The organism is Domibacillus indicus, from assembly GCF_000970685.1.
In the GTDB taxonomy this organism is placed as follows: domain Bacteria; phylum Bacillota; class Bacilli; order Bacillales; family Domibacillaceae; genus Domibacillus; species Domibacillus indicus.
This window is the reverse complement of sequence record NZ_LAJB01000007.1, coordinates 217,444-232,567: the sequence shown is the minus strand read 5'-3', so window position 1 is coordinate 232,567 and position 15,124 is coordinate 217,444. Positions and strand designations below refer to the sequence as shown.

Here is a 15,124-nt window from a genome sequence, read left to right as displayed (position 1 = left end):
CAAAATGACAATTCTATCCATTGTTAAACACCCGGCGGCTATTTTAGAAACAAAATGCCAGCCGGTAAAACAATTTGACAGTAAATTAAAGCGCCTTGTGCGTGATATGCAGGAAACGATGATTGAAGCAGATGGAGTAGGCCTGGCGGCACCGCAGGTTGGGAAAGATATGCGCCTCGCTGTGGTGGATGTTGAAGATGAACATGGCCTGATTGTATTGATTAATCCGGAATTGCTTCAAGCAGAAGGGAAACAAACAGATATAGAAGGCTGTTTGAGTTTTCCCGATTTGTATGGAGAAGTAACACGGCCTAATCAAATTAAAATAAAAGCACAAAATGTAAAAGGGCAGTTTTATACATTGGAAGCGGAAGGATTCCTGGCCCGTGCGATTCTCCATGAAATGGACCATTTAGACGGTGTGCTGTTCACATCGAAGGTCGAAAAATATATTCCAGCCGAAGAACTAGAGAGGAGTGAGGCAGAGTGACCAGCATTGTTTTTATGGGCACCCCGGATTTTTCCGTGCCGGTGCTTGAAAGAATACTGAAAGACGGCTATACCGTTTTAGCGGTTGTCACACAGCCAGATCGCCCGGTTGGCCGAAAAAAAATATTAACCCCGCCGCCGGTTAAAGCAGCCGCTATGAAGCATGGCCTGCCTGTTTTACAGCCGGAAAAATTATCAAAGTCAAGTGAACTGGATGAAATTATCCGATTGAAGCCGGATCTCGTTGTAACAGCGGCATATGGACAGCTGCTGCCGAATGCACTGCTCGAAGCCCCGGAGTTTGGCTGTATTAATGTACATGCTTCCCTGCTGCCTGAATTAAGAGGCGGTGCACCCATTCATTACTCTATTTTACAGGGCAAAAAAGAAACAGGCATTACCATAATGTACATGGCTGAAAAACTGGACGCGGGCGATATTATTTCTCAAAAAGCTGTAATCATTGAGGAAAAAGACACGACCGGAACCCTGCATGATAAACTAAGCGTGGTGGGCGCAGAACTGCTGTCGGAAACAATTCCATCCATCATCAATGGAACGTCCCGGCGAATACCGCAGGAAGAATCGCAAGCAACCTTCGCGCCGAATATCCGCCGGTCAGATGAAAAAATCGACTGGATCAGGCCTGGAGAAGAGCTGTACAATCAGGTGCGCGGGCTCTGCCCGTGGCCGGTTGCTTACACAACGCTTGATGGAGGAGTAATAAAGGTATGGAAAAGTGAAAAGGTGCCTGGCGCAAGCGGCAGGCCGGGAACGATTCTTTCAATTGAAGAAGATGGCATTGTAACAGCCACAGGGTCAAATACGGCGTTAAAAATAACAGAACTGCAGCCGGCCGGGAAAAAGCGGATGAGCGCACGTGATTATTTGCGCGGCTCAGGTGCGTCCTTGCAGTCGGGTGTGGTATTTGGAGAATAACATGAAATTATTGAATGTACGGGAAATTGCGCTGGATTTAATTGATACAGTTGAGAAAAGCGGTTCTTACAGCAATTTGATGCTGAATACAGCAATCGAAAAAAATCATATTTCCGGACGGGATGCTGCCCTCCTAACGGAAATTACGTACGGAACGATTCAGCGAAAGTTAACACTCGATTTTTATCTGGCGCCTTTTTTGAAAAAAAAGCCCGAACGCTGGGTTCATAATTTGCTTCGTTTATCTCTCTATCAGATGCTTTATCTCGATAAAGTACCGGAACGGGCTGTCATTCATGAAGCGGTTAATATTGCAAAAAAGCGCGGCCACAAAGGCATCGCTGGAATGGTAAATGGTGTGCTTCGATCTATTCAGCGGGAAGGCGTGCAGGGCACACAGTCGATTCAAGACGATGCTGAACGAATCTCTATTGAAACAAGCCATCCGCTCTGGCTTGTAAAAAGGTGGATAAAAGCCTATGGAACGAAAAAAACCGAAGCGATGTGCCAGTATAATTTAACTGCTCCAGAACAGGCAGTACGGGTAAACACAATGAAATTGTCACGTGATGAAGCGGTTTCCGCTTTAAAGGAAGAAGGATTTGAGGCGGTACAGTCCGAAGTTTCACCCTATGCTGTTCGGATTTTGAAAGGAAATGCTGCAAAATCAGCGCTTTATAAACAGGGCGCCATTTCAATTCAGGATGAAAGCTCCATGCTTGTTGCGCCGGTTGTCGGAGCGAAGCCAGGCCAGAGAATCCTTGACATGTGCTCCGCGCCGGGCGGCAAAACAGCACATCTTGCTGAACAGATGGATGGAAAAGGGCATATTGATGCGCTCGATATTCATGCGCATAAATTAAAGCTTGTGGCGCAGAATGCTGACCGGCTTGCGCTTTCGAATATTCATGTGCAAAAACAGGATGCGCGCAAAGCGGGAGAATTGTTTGAGGAAAAAACATTTGATGCAATTCTTGTGGATGCTCCCTGTTCAGGACTTGGAGTTATTCGCCGAAAACCGGATTTGAAGTATGCAAAAACCGAGCAGGATCTGGATAATTTGCAGCGCATTCAGCTCTCCATATTGGACGCGGCTGTGCCGCTGTTAAAAGAAAACGGTGTGCTGGTTTACAGTACATGTACAGTAGATAGGGAAGAAAATGAAGGAACCGTTAACGCTTTTTTAAATGCCCATCCGGAATTTGAGCCGGCACCGCTTGAACAAATTTCAATTACACCGGAACAAACAATGATTCAGGTGTTTCCAAATGACTTTGGCGGCGATGGTTTCTTTATAAGTAAATTCAGAAAGAAGGAAATAAATTAAATGACAACCGCAAGAAAAAAACAAACAGAACCGCAGAAGCCGTCGATTTATTCATTGGAGCTTCATGAATTAAAGCAATGGCTCGCAGAAAATGGCGAAAAGCCATTTCGGGCTGACCAAATCTTTGACTGGCTGTATGTGAAGCGGGCGAAAACGGTTGATGAGATGACGAACCTTTCGAAAGAACTGCGTACGAAGCTTGAAGAAGGGTTTGTGTTTACCGTTTTAAAAACCGCTGTCCAGCAGGAATCTGCAGACGGTACGATTAAATTTTTATTCGAACTGCATGATGGTTATTCCATTGAAACAGTTCTTATGCGCCATGAATACGGTAACTCTATTTGTGTAACAACACAGGTCGGCTGCCGAATTGGCTGCACGTTCTGTGCCTCAACGCTTGGCGGGTTAAAACGCAATTTGGAAGCAGGTGAAATTGTCGCTCAAGTTGTCAAAGTGCAGCAAGCGCTTGATGAGGTTGGGGAACGGGTGAGCTCTGTGGTAATCATGGGAATTGGAGAACCGTTTGACAATTATGAAGAAATGATGTCGTTTTTGCACATTATCAATCATGAAAAAGGGCTGAATATCGGTGCCCGCCATATTACGGTTTCCACAAGCGGCATCGTGCCAAAAATTTATAAATTCGCCGATGAAAAAACCCAGATTAATTTTGCTGTTTCTCTGCATGCGCCAAATGATGAACTGCGGACAAAGCTTATGCCCATCAACCGCGCTTACAAGCTGAAAGATCTGATGGAAGCTATTCGGTATTACACAGAAAAAACCGGCCGCCGCATTACATTTGAGTATGGATTATTTGGCGGCGAAAACGATTCAACAGCGCATGCAGAAGAGCTGGCTGCTTTAATTAAAGGAATCAAATGTCATGTGAATTTAATTCCGGTTAACTACGTGCCAGAGCGTGACTATGTGCGCACACCCCGCAATAAAATTTTTGAATTTGAAAAAACATTAAAGAAAAATGATGTAAATGTAACGATTCGACGAGAGCAGGGAACGGATATTGACGCAGCATGCGGCCAGCTCCGGGCGAAAGAGCGTGCCGGCGAAACGAGGTGACCATATGAACGCTGTATTTGAAACAGACCGGGGCCGGGTCCGAACGCATAATGAAGACAGCGGAGGCGTGTTTTATCACAAAAACAGCCTCTGCCTTGCGATTGTAGCAGACGGAATGGGCGGGCATAATGCGGGAGATACGGCAAGCCGGATGACGGTTAACATATTTCAAAATCATTGGATGGAGACAGCGGCTGCTATTCAATCCCCTGAAGAAGCGTTAAACTGGCTTAAATCCATTGTTCCTGTCATTAATATTGAAATTCTGCATCATGCCAGCACACATCCCGAATGCAGCGGAATGGGAACAACCCTTGTAGCGGCTCTTTGTACTGAAAAGTTTTGCGCGATTGCCAGCGTAGGCGACAGCCGTTGCTACTTGCAAAGTGAAGATGGCTTTTCGCAAGTAACAGAAGACCATTCGCTTGTAAATGAACTTGTTAAATCCGGCGAGATTACCAGAGAAGCAGCCGAAAACCACCCGAAAAAAAATGTACTAACACGGGCGCTTGGAACCGATGAAAAGCTGGCGGTTGATTACAGAACCATTATGTTTGAAGAAGGAGATTTACTGCTTCTTTGTTCAGATGGCTTGTCCAATAAAGTTTCGGCTGCGGAAATGCACCGTGTTTTACAATTAACAGATTCGCTTCAGGCAAAAGCGGATACTCTCATTCGTATGGCCAATGAAAATGGCGGAGAAGACAACATTACTGTTGTACTCCTTGAACATTGTGCTGAACGCGAAAGCGGGTGAATGTATGTTAATTGGCAAAAGTCTAAGCGGCCGCTATAAAATTGTCCGGACCATCGGCGGAGGCGGGATGGCACACGTCTATCTGGCACGCGATATGATTTTAGACCGCGATGTGGCAATTAAAGTCCTTCGATTCGATTACGTGGGAGAAGAAGAGTTTTTGCGCCGTTTCCAGCGGGAAGCGCAAGCCGCCTCCAGCCTTGCTCACCCCAATATCGTCAGCATTTACGATATTGGGGAAGAAGATAATATTCACTTTATTGTAATGGAATATGTAGACGGAATGACGCTAAAAGAGTATATTCTGCAATTTTCGCCGGTTCCGTATGAAAAAGCAATTGATATTATGAGACAAATGACAGCTGCTGTTGCGTTTGCTCATCAGCATTCGATTATTCACAGGGATATAAAACCGCATAATATGCTGATTGATCGTGATGGTACGGTTAAAATGACTGATTTTGGAATTGCAATGGCCATGAGTGCAACTTCGATTACCCAGACAAATGCTGTACTTGGATCGGTTCATTATATTTCACCTGAACAGGCAAGAGGCGGGATGGCTACAAAAAAATCCGATATTTATGCGCTTGGCATTGTTATGTATGAACTTCTAACGGGAAAGCTTCCATTTTCGGGAGAATCAGCAGTATCGATTGCCCTGAAGCATTTACAGACCGAAACGCCTTCCGTTAAAGAACTTTATCCCGGAATTCCGCAAAGTATTGAAAATGTTGTGCTGCATGCAACGGCGAAAGACCCGTTTCACCGCTATATGAGTGCGGAAGAAATGGAACATGACCTGTCAACTGCTCTTGAGGAGTACCGGATGCATGAGCAAAAATTCGCCATTCCTGATGACGAGGACGAAGTGACGAAAGCCATTCCGGTTATTACTCCAAAGTCGCCGGAACGCATACAGCCGCCTGTATCTTCTCCTAAAAAAGAAGAGGAAACAATACCAGTGAAAAAGAAAAAGCGATGGCTTGGAGTTTTCCTTTTCTTAATTATTGCCGGTGTTTTGGGCGCGGTTGCCTGGACAGTCGCAATGACACCGAGAGAGGTGGAGGTGCCCGAAACAAATGGAAGCAGTCCCGAGGCGGCGGCTTCTACACTGATTAATGCCGGGTTAGTCGTTGGTGATTCAGAAGAGGAGTTTAGTGCAGATATTGAGCAGGGAAAAGTAATAAGAACGGCTCCTGAAGCTGGTGAAACGGCACAGGAAGGCAGTGAAGTAGATTTATTTGTTTCCGCAGGGAAAGAGCGAAAAGCAATGGCCGATTATACAGGAAGCACACTGGAAGAAACAAGGGAGCTTCTCGAAGAAGCGGGTTTTCGCAATGTTGAGACGGAAATGGTTTACGATGAAAGCGCGGCGGGAACCGTTTTGGAACAAAACCCAAATGCAGAGGAACTTGTTATTCCCGAAGAAACGGATGTTGAATTAACGGTCAGTGCGGGCTTGGCAAATGTTTTATTGACAGATTTGAGCGGCTATACGGAAAAAAGCCTGGAGGATTATGCAGATTCCAATGGGATTACTATTGATATTTCCCGTGAGGAATTTTCTGATACCGTTTCTGCGGGACAGGTGATCAGCCAGTCTCCTCAAGCAGGCAGTGAAGTGGCACCGGGAAGTACAGTGGAAGTAACATTGTCGAAAGGGCCTGAAGAAATTCCGCCGGCAGAAGTATCAGCTGAAATCGTTATTCCGTATCAGCCCGAAGCAGAGGGAGAGGCGCAGGAAGTTCAAATTTATATGGAAGATGCCGCTCACAGTATGACAGAACCGTATGAAAAATTTTTAATCACCGAAGACACAAAGCGGACACTTGTGTTTTCGATTGAAAAAGGCCAAAAAGCAGGTTACAAAGTGATCAGGGATCAAGTGGTTATCATTGATGAGACTGTTCCCTATCCAGAAGAAACAGAATCTGAATAAGGTGGTGCTACATGCCAGAAGGCAAAATTATTAAAGCATTAAGCGGATTTTATTATGTGCTTGACGGCGAGAACATTATTCAATGCCGCGGCCGGGGAGTATTCCGCAAGCGAAATATCACTCCGCTCGTTGGGGATTATGTGGAATATGAAGCGGAAAATGAAAAAGAGGGTTACGTTTTAGCAGTCAAAGAACGGAAAAACGACCTTATCCGGCCGCCTATTGCGAATATCGACCAGGCTGTGCTTGTGTTTTCAGTATTAAAACCGTCGTTCAGCACAATGCTTCTTGACCGTTTTTTAGTGCTGATTGAGTCCAAAAATATTGAGCCGGTCATTTGTTTAACCAAAATGGATTTAGCGGAGGAACCGGACGAGCTCGACAAATATATTAAGGATTACCGGGAAATTGGCTATACGGTTGTGGAAACCTCTTCTAAAGCAATGCAGGGCCTTAACACGCTTCAGGATTGTCTGGCAGGCAGGACTTCCGTATTTGCAGGCCAGTCAGGTGTTGGCAAATCATCGCTTTTAAATGCGATTCGGCCGGATTTGGAATTGAAAACAGATGAAATTTCAAATTCGCTTGGGCGGGGCAAGCATACAACCCGCCACGTAGAGCTTATTCCAGCAGCCGGCGGGCTGGTTGCGGATACACCTGGCTTCAGCTCCTTGGATTTTGATGAGGTAGAGGCCGAGGAATTATCCGGTTGTTTTCCGGAAATAGCGGAACGGGGCTCAGCATGCAAGTTTCGTGGCTGCCTGCATTTAAATGAGCCGAAATGCGCTGTAAAACAGGCGGCAGAGAATGGAGAAATTCCTTCTTACCGGTATGAGCATTATTTGCAATTTATAGAAGAAATCAAAGAGAGAAAGCCGAGGTACTAATTTTATGGTGAAGATTGCTCCTTCTATTTTATCCGCTGACTTTGCGCGGCTTGGTGAAGAAGTAAAAGAAGCAGAAAACGGAGGCGCTGATTATATTCATGTCGATGTAATGGACGGGCATTTTGTGCCGAATATTACAATCGGCCCGCTGATTGTGGAAGCGATCCGTCCAGTAACAAGCCTGCCGCTCGATGTACATTTGATGATACAGAATCCAGACCAATACATCGAAACATTTGCAAAAGCCGGCGCTGATATTATTACCGTTCACGCTGAAGCCTGCCCGCATCTGCACCGGACCATTCAGCTTATCCGTTCATTTGGCATTAAAGCGGGTGTAGTCTTGAATCCCTCAACTCCTGCAGATGTGCTTCAGTATGTGATCCGGGACATTGACATGGTTTTATTAATGACAGTCAACCCCGGGTTTGGCGGCCAGTCTTTTATTGAAGCAGTTGTACCGAAAATCCGGCATGTCCGCGATATGATCAGCGAAGCCGGCGTAAGCGTAGATATTGAAGTAGACGGCGGCATAAATACAGAAACAGCTAAAATCTGTGCAGAAGCAGGAGCAAATGTTTTGGTTGCCGGCTCCGCTGTATATAACGAAAAAAACCGCGGTGCAGCCATTCAGGCGATTCGCGCTGCTGCTGAAAACGCGTGATTATTCGAATTGTGGCTGGCGGTCCAGAAGAACTGCTGCCAGATTTAAAGGCGGATTTTAAAGACGGGGAGCAATGGATTGGAGTCGACCGGGGTGCTCTTTATTTGCTGGAGCGGGACATTACACCCGCTAGAGCATTTGGAGACTTTGATTCCATAACCGTGGAGGAATGGAGCCGGATCGCCGCTGCTGTCCCGTACCACATTCAATTTCCGGCTGAAAAAGATGAAACGGATCTTGAAATTGCATTAAATGATGCAATCAAGCAGCAGCCGGAAGCTATTTATTTATATGGAGTAACCGGAGGGCGGCTTGATCATTTTTTCGGCGCTGTCACACTGCTTATGAAAAAGGAGCTGGAATGCCCGGTTTTCATTGTCGACTGCCAGAATGAAATTTCCATTTATGCACCGGGACAAACAATCATCAGCCGTACAAAAAAATGGCCGTATATTTCGTTTTTTGCGATGAGTGAGCAGGTAGAGGGGCTGACGCTTTCAGGTTTTAAATTTCCGCTTTATAATTATACCGTACAGAACGGCTCATCAAGATGCGTCAGCAATGAAATCATTGAAAAAAAGGGGGTCTTTTCATTCCGTTCAGGCATATTAATGGTTATTAGAAGCTGTGACGGGAGGAGACGCCTTTGAAATTTTATACACTGAAACTGCCAAAATTCGTCGGGGGCATGATCCGGATGGTGCTGTCAGCCGGAAAAAAAAGAAAATAAAAAAGCACCGGTGCCGCTTGGCACCGGTGCTTTTTTTTTATGGAAAAATGAAATTAAACGCGTTCAACTTTTCCAGATTTAAGTGCGCGGGCAGAAACCCAAACACGTTTTGGTTTACCATCAACAAGGATACGAACTTTTTGAAGGTTAGCACCCCAAGTACGTTTGCTTGAATTCATCGCGTGAGAGCGGTTGTTTCCAGTACGTGCTTTACGGCCAGAAATAACACATTGTTTTGGCATTGTATTCACTCCTTACTATTCAGGATCATCATTGTCTACTTTTTTATGTGCAAGACACTTAAATAATTTATCATATTCATCCAATGAATGCAATAGCTATAAAAAAGTCTTTCAAGAAAAACACCTTGACAGCGAAAAAGGCTTTCATTCCGGTTGTTGAGTTGTGAAGTTATATATAAGTATAGTAAAATGGCTTTAGTTCGATTCGCGAGGAGGAGTTTTTGTGACGATTGAATTAACGACTGAACTCGGCCAAATTGACATCTCAAATGAAGTAATCGCAATGATCGCGGGCGGAGCAGCAGTGGATTGCTACGGGATAGTCGGTATGGCGTCAAAAAAACAATTGAAAGACGGCATTGCAGAAATCTTGCGCCGTGAAAATTTCACGCGCGGAGTAGTCGTGCGCCAGGAGGAAGACCGTATTTTTATTGACATGTATATCATTGTCAGCTATGGAACAAAAATTTCCGAAGTGGCGAGCAACGTTCAATCAAAAGTAAAATATACGCTTAACCAAACAGTTGGGCTGTCTGTCGATTCAGTTAATATTTTTGTACAGGGTGTACGGGTAACGAACCCGTAGTGTGAGGAGGAAATTTTTGTGAGGATGACTTCGTTGGACGGGGTGCGCTTTGCCAGGATGGTTTCGGCGGGCGCCCAGCATTTATCAATAAATGCAGATATGGTCGATGCATTAAATGTATTTCCAGTTCCGGATGGTGATACTGGGACAAATATGAATTTGTCGATGACATCGGGAGCGAAAGAAACGAAAGCTGGCAGCCAGGCTCATTTTGGCAAGACAGCTGAAGCGCTCTCAAAAGGCCTGCTGATGGGCGCACGGGGGAATTCCGGTGTGATTTTATCCCAGCTGTTCCGGGGTTTTTCAAAAGCAGTAGCCGGCAAGCAGGAAGTATCAGCTTTTGAGCTGGCCGCGGCGTTTGAAGCTGGAGTGCAAACGGCTTATAAAGCAGTAATGAAGCCCGTGGAAGGAACCATTTTAACTGTGGCAAAAGACGCAGCCAAAAAAGCAGTAGCCGTTTCACAAAAAGAAACCGATATTATTGCTGTTATGGAAGCATTGGTGAAGGAAGGACAGGCTTCGCTGAAGCGGACGCCTGAGCTTCTGCCCGTTTTAAAGGAAGTCGGAGTGGTGGACAGCGGCGGACAAGGGCTTTTGCTGGTCTATGAGGGGTTCCTGGCAGAACTTAAAGGAGAGGCTCTTCCGGCTGTGCTTTCAACAAGGCAGGACATGAAAGATCTTGTCAGTGCTGAACATCATAAAAGCGTGCAAAGCTTTATGAATACAGAGGATATTGAATTTGGCTACTGTACAGAATTTATGGTGAAGTTCGATGAGAAAAAATTAGCGCAGAATCCTTTCTCTGAAGACCGGTTCCGTCATGAATTAAGTGAATTTGGAGACTCTCTGCTTGTTATTTCCGACGAGGAAATCGCCAAAGTGCATATTCATGCGGAACAGCCCGGAAGTGTATTGACTATCGGGCAGAAGTACGGCAGCTTGATCAATATGAAAATTGAAAATATGCGTGAGCAGCATAGTGCCATTACAAGTTCGGCTTCCGCTTCTGCTGAAAAGCCGGCTGTAAAAGCACAATATGGAGTAGTGGCCGTTGCTATGGGTTCTGGGGTTGCAGAGCTGTTTAAAAGCATTGGTGCAGCTGCTGTTATTGAGGGCGGCCAGACCATGAATCCATCAACAGAGGATATTGTTAAAGCGATTAATGACTGCCATGCAGAGCATGTTTTTGTGCTGCCGAACAATAAAAATATTATTATGGCAGCTGAACAGGCAGCAGAGATCGCAAAAACCCCTGTATCGGTTGTCCCGACAAAAACGGTTCCCCAGGGTCTTGCTGCGTTAATCGCATTTAATCCAGATGGCGAAGAAGCTGCAAACCGTGCCGCTATGATAGAAGCGTCAGCCCAGGTAAAGACAGGGCAGGTAACTCATGCGGTCCGTGATACGACAATTGATGGGATTGATATTAAAAAAGACGATTTTATGGGTCTTGCAGAAGGAAAAATTATTGTAACCCATTCAGAAAAAATAGATGCGGCTAAAAAGCTTCTTCAATCAATGCTTGATGACGAATCGGAAATTGTGACCGTTATTTACGGAGAAGAAGTTTCAGAAACAGCCGTCGAACAAGTGACAGAGTTTATCGGGGAGCATTATCCAGATATCGAAGTAGAAGTCCATGACGGAAAGCAGCCGCTGTATCCATTTATTTTTTCGATTGAATAAACAAGAGAGGGAGATCATTCTCTCTCTTTTTCTCATTAAGCTGAAAGCAAGGCCATTTTATTTGAAAGGAGGCAGGGAAATGCCTGCAACAGGTCATCCGCTCAATCAGCCAGTCAGTGCTTTAAAAGGTGCAGGGAAAGAAACCGAAGAATCACTTGCGTCAATCGGAATATTGACGGTAGGTGATTTAATAGAGTTTGTGCCTGCTCGTTATGATGATATGCGCTTAAAAAGCCCCGAAGAAGCGGAACATGATGAAAAGGTAACAATCGAAGGCGTTATTCAAACGGAACCGTCCGTCATGTACTATGGAAAGAAAAAATCAAGGCTGACGTTTAAAATGCTTTCTGGCCCCCACCTGATTAATGTAACTTTTTTTAATCAGCCGTACTTAAAGAAAAAAATATCGGCCGGCGCTACGGTAACCGTGACCGGAAAATGGGACCGGCACCGGCTGGCAGTATCAGGACAGCTGCTTGAAACAGGAGCATATTCGAGAGGGACAGACTTTGAGGCGGTTTATTTACTTCGTAATGCCATTCCGCTAAAGCAGTTTAGAAAGCTCGTCAAGCAGGCAATCGATCTCTATGGAAATTTTATTGAAGAAACGCTGCCTATGCGTTTCATTGAGCAATACCGCTTAATGGAAAGAAAAGAAGCGATTCGGGCCCTTCATTTCCCGGTATCACATAATGAAATGAAGCAAGCCCGCCGCCGGTTTGTATATGAAGAATTTTTTTATTTTCAGCTGAAGATGCAGGCGCTTCGCAAAACGATTCGGGAACAGTCCGGGGGAATGGCTCAAAAATATGATCTTGCTAAGCTGAAGCAGCTTATTGATTCGCTTCCTTTTGAATTAACAAATGCCCAAAAAAAAGCAGTAAACGAGATATGCGCAGATATGAAATCGCCGTACCGGATGAACCGGCTGCTGCAGGGGGATGTTGGCAGCGGAAAAACGGCTGTTGCCACACTGGCTCTTTATGCATCTGTTACAGCCGGATTCCAGGGCGCTTTAATGGTACCGACAGAAATTTTAGCGGAGCAGCATGCCAAATCGCTGCATGATATGCTTGAACCGTTTGGCATTACAACCGCCCTGCTGACAGGAACGGTAAAAGGAAAACGCCGCAAAGCGCTGCTTGCTGCTCTTGAAGCGGGTGAGATTGATATTTTAATTGGCACACACGCACTTATTCAAGATGATGTAGTATTTCACAGCCTTGGGCTTGTCATCACAGATGAACAGCATCGATTCGGTGTAAACCAGCGCCGGACTCTCCGGGCAAAGGGAGAAAACCCGGACGTTTTGTTTATGACTGCCACGCCTATTCCACGAACATTGGCTATTACAGTCTTCGGTGAAATGGATGTTTCTATTATCAATGAAATGCCGGCAGGCCGGAAAGCGATTGAAACTTACTGGGCAAAAGAAGAAATGCTGGGCCGTGTTTTAGACTTTACAGAAAAAGAACTGGAAAAAGGACGGCAGGCATATGTAATCTGCCCTCTCATTGAAGAATCAGAAAAGCTGGATTTTCAAAATGCGCTTGATGTACATGCGCAATTAACAAGCTACTTTAACGGAAGATTTACAATCGGCCTTATGCATGGCCGTTTGAGCTCGGAAGAAAAAGAAGCTGTGATGAAATCCTTCAGCGCCAATGAACTAAATATTTTAGTGTCAACTACAGTAGTGGAGGTCGGGGTAAACGTCCCTAACGCAACGGTTATGATTATTTATGATGCGGAGCGGTTCGGCCTGTCCCAGCTTCATCAGCTGCGGGGCCGGGTGGGACGGGGCACCGAACAGTCATACTGTATGCTGATTGCCGATCCAAAATCAGAAACCGGCAAGGAGCGCATGACTGCGATGACAGAAACAAATGATGGATTTGTTTTAAGTGAAAAGGATTTGGAGCTGCGCGGTCCTGGGGATTTTTTCGGGCGGAAACAGAGCGGCCTGCCGGAGTTTAAAATGGCAGATATGGTTCACGACTACCGGGCACTTGAAACAGCGCGGGAGGATGCAAAGGAGCTGATCAATGATCCGTCTTTCTGGAAAGGGGAAGAGTACCGCTATTTACGTGCGGTTTTAACTGATTCAGGGGTTCTTGCTGGAGAAAAGCTTGACTGAGAATGCAAGTTAACTCTTGCATTCTTTTTTTGTTATCTTTATACTGTTTTTTAGTACCTAGTCCTAATATCGGATGGTGGGATGAAGATGAGACAGTCAAAAAAAGACCGCCAGGAACGTTTGCAAAAAACGATTCAAGAAAATCCGTTTATAACGGATGAAGAACTGGCACAGGAATTCAGCGTAAGCGTTCAGACGATTCGGCTTGACCGTATGGAATTATCGATTCCTGAACTGCGGGAGCGTATAAAATATGTAGCCGAGAAAAATATGAAAGATGAAGTCCGGTCTCTTCCCCTTGAGGAAGTGATTGGTGAAATTATTGATATTGAACTGGACAAAAGTGCTATTTCGATTTTTGATGTGCAGCGAGAGCATGTATTTACCCGAAATGGCATTGCGCGCGGCCATCATTTATTCGCCCAGGCTAATTCATTGGCTGTAGCGGTCATTAATGATGAAATGGCGCTGACAGGAAAAGCAGAGATTCGATTTACACAGCCGGTCAAAGAAGGAAGCCGTGTTGTGGCCAAAGCAAAAGTAACAAGTTCTGAGAAAGGGCGGACCATTGTGGAAGTGTCAAGTTTTGTGGGCAGTGACCTCGTTTTTCGAGGTGAATTCTCCATGTTCCGTGCGCCGTCTTCAGAAAAGGAGGAAGAAAATGAAGCTGGCAATTGATGCGATGGGCGGAGACCATGCACCTGAACAAATTATTCTTGGTGTCAACCGTGCGTTAAAGGAGTTACCAGATTTGGATTTGCTGATTTTTGGCGATCAAACAAAAATCGAGCCTCTTCTGGAAAAGGAAAGCAGGGCGGAAATTATCCATGCACCCGATTTAATTCTTGGAACGGATGAACCGGTAAGAGCTGTCCGGCGCAAAAAACAATCCTCTCTCGTCATGATGGCAGAAGCCGTGGCCAGCGGGGAAGCGGCAGCCTGCGTGTCGGCGGGGAATACAGGAGCTCTTATGGCGGCCGGTTTATTCATCGTCGGCCGGATTGAAGGAATTGAACGCCCTGCTCTGGCACCTACACTTCCAACGGTTAATGGAGCCGGTTTTGTACTGCTTGACGCAGGAGCCAACTCGGACGCCAAACCGGAGCACCTGCTTCAGTATGCCGTAATGGGGTCTGTTTACGCGGAGAAAGTACGCGCTGTTTCAAAGCCGCGGGTAGGACTGCTGAACATCGGGACGGAAGAAAAAAAAGGAAATGAATTAACAAAGGCAGCTTACAAGCTGCTAAGCAGCACACCCGAGTTGAATTTTATCGGCAATGTTGAATCCCGGGAACTTTTAAACGGAGCTGCCGATGTTGTCGTGACAGACGGCTTTACCGGCAACATGGTATTAAAAACAATTGAAGGAAGCGCGCTTTCTATATTTTCTATGTTGAAAACGGCATTAACCGCTTCTGCCAAATCAAAAATAGGCGCCCTGCTTTTAAAAGAAGAGCTGCGCGGACTGAAAAGCAAAATGGATTATGCGGAATATGGCGGTGCGGGCCTTTTCGGCTTAAAAGCGCCGGTTATTAAAGCGCATGGTTCCTCTGATGCAAATGCTTTTTATCATGCAATCGAGCAGGCGCATAAAATGGCGCAGGCGAACGTGCCGTCCATTATTGAATCACAAATTGCCAGCGGGAAGGAATGACAGA

At 45.6% G+C, this 15,124-nt stretch carries 16 protein-coding genes; 15 read left to right on the top strand and 1 reads right to left on the bottom strand.

Going from position 1 to position 15,124, the window contains the following annotated elements; translation table 11 throughout:
• Positions 1–4 precede the first annotated feature (4 nt).
• The 10 genes from def to spoVM are packed head-to-tail and all read left to right on the top strand — an operon-like array spanning position 5 to position 8,815.
• Complete coding sequence (gene def / locus VP98_RS09290; protein WP_046175102.1) at positions 5–490, top strand: peptide deformylase; 486 nt, start codon at positions 5–7, stop codon at positions 488–490.
• On the top strand, positions 487–1,428 hold the full coding sequence (gene fmt / locus VP98_RS09285; protein ID WP_197076577.1) for a methionyl-tRNA formyltransferase: 942 nt from the start codon (positions 487–489) through the stop codon (positions 1,426–1,428). Before def ends, fmt begins: the two co-directional genes overlap by 4 nt.
• Before the next feature lies 1 nt (position 1,429).
• Positions 1,430–2,755: a 16S rRNA (cytosine(967)-C(5))-methyltransferase RsmB gene (gene rsmB, locus VP98_RS18880; RefSeq protein ID WP_046175101.1), complete on the top strand. Its 1,326-nt coding sequence runs from the start codon at positions 1,430–1,432 to the stop codon at positions 2,753–2,755.
• On the top strand, positions 2,756–3,835 hold the full coding sequence (gene rlmN / locus VP98_RS18875; protein WP_046175100.1) for a 23S rRNA (adenine(2503)-C(2))-methyltransferase RlmN: 1,080 nt from the start codon (positions 2,756–2,758) through the stop codon (positions 3,833–3,835).
• 4 nt (positions 3,836–3,839) lie between these two features.
• A complete protein-coding gene (locus VP98_RS09270) occupies positions 3,840–4,592 on the top strand; it encodes a Stp1/IreP family PP2C-type Ser/Thr phosphatase (RefSeq protein ID WP_046175099.1) in 753 nt (250 codons plus the stop codon).
• A gap of 4 nt (positions 4,593–4,596) precedes the next feature.
• Positions 4,597–6,534 (top strand): Stk1 family PASTA domain-containing Ser/Thr kinase, encoded by a 1,938-nt coding sequence (gene pknB / locus VP98_RS09265; protein WP_046175098.1) that lies wholly within the window; start codon positions 4,597–4,599, stop codon positions 6,532–6,534.
• A gap of 11 nt (positions 6,535–6,545) precedes the next feature.
• Positions 6,546–7,421, top strand: a complete 876-nt coding sequence (rsgA, locus tag VP98_RS09260; protein ID WP_046175097.1) for a ribosome small subunit-dependent GTPase A — start codon at positions 6,546–6,548, stop codon at positions 7,419–7,421.
• 4 nt (positions 7,422–7,425) lie between these two features.
• The gene (gene rpe / locus VP98_RS09255) at positions 7,426–8,085 is read left to right on the top strand and encodes a ribulose-phosphate 3-epimerase (protein WP_046175096.1); all 660 of its coding nucleotides are present in this window, start codon (positions 7,426–7,428) and stop codon (positions 8,083–8,085) included.
• Positions 8,082–8,735 carry a thiamine diphosphokinase gene (locus VP98_RS09250; RefSeq protein WP_046175095.1) on the top strand — a complete coding sequence of 218 codons (654 nt, stop codon included), beginning with the start codon at positions 8,082–8,084 and terminating at the stop codon, positions 8,733–8,735. The genes rpe and VP98_RS09250 overlap by 4 nt, the downstream gene beginning before the upstream one ends.
• Positions 8,732–8,815 carry a stage V sporulation protein SpoVM gene (gene spoVM / locus VP98_RS19445; RefSeq protein WP_046175094.1) on the top strand — a complete coding sequence of 28 codons (84 nt, stop codon included), beginning with the start codon at positions 8,732–8,734 and terminating at the stop codon, positions 8,813–8,815. Before VP98_RS09250 ends, spoVM begins: the two co-directional genes overlap by 4 nt.
• Positions 8,816–8,868: 53 nt before the next feature.
• On the opposite strand, the gene rpmB is transcribed toward spoVM, so the two are convergent.
• Positions 8,869–9,057 carry a 50S ribosomal protein L28 gene (rpmB, locus tag VP98_RS09240; protein WP_018392308.1) on the bottom strand — a complete coding sequence of 63 codons (189 nt, stop codon included), beginning with the start codon at positions 9,055–9,057 and terminating at the stop codon, positions 8,869–8,871.
• Positions 9,058–9,280: 223 nt separating this feature from the next.
• Between rpmB and VP98_RS09235 the strand changes: the two genes are divergently transcribed.
• The 5 genes from VP98_RS09235 (at position 9,281) to plsX (ending at position 15,120) form a co-directional block, all read left to right on the top strand.
• Positions 9,281–9,643, top strand: a complete 363-nt coding sequence (locus VP98_RS09235) for an Asp23/Gls24 family envelope stress response protein (protein WP_046175093.1) — start codon at positions 9,281–9,283, stop codon at positions 9,641–9,643.
• Between the two features lie 18 nt (positions 9,644–9,661).
• Positions 9,662–11,329, top strand: a complete 1,668-nt coding sequence (locus VP98_RS09230) for a DAK2 domain-containing protein (protein WP_046175092.1) — start codon at positions 9,662–9,664, stop codon at positions 11,327–11,329.
• A 79-nt stretch (positions 11,330–11,408) separates the two neighbouring features.
• Positions 11,409–13,466 carry an ATP-dependent DNA helicase RecG gene (recG, locus tag VP98_RS09225; protein WP_046175091.1) on the top strand — a complete coding sequence of 686 codons (2,058 nt, stop codon included), beginning with the start codon at positions 11,409–11,411 and terminating at the stop codon, positions 13,464–13,466.
• An 87-nt stretch (positions 13,467–13,553) separates the two neighbouring features.
• The gene (gene fapR / locus VP98_RS09220) at positions 13,554–14,144 is read left to right on the top strand and encodes a transcription factor FapR (protein ID WP_046175090.1); all 591 of its coding nucleotides are present in this window, start codon (positions 13,554–13,556) and stop codon (positions 14,142–14,144) included.
• Positions 14,128–15,120: a phosphate acyltransferase PlsX gene (gene plsX / locus VP98_RS09215; RefSeq protein ID WP_046175089.1), complete on the top strand. Its 993-nt coding sequence runs from the start codon at positions 14,128–14,130 to the stop codon at positions 15,118–15,120. Before fapR ends, plsX begins: the two co-directional genes overlap by 17 nt.
• Positions 15,121–15,124: the final 4 nt, after the last annotated feature.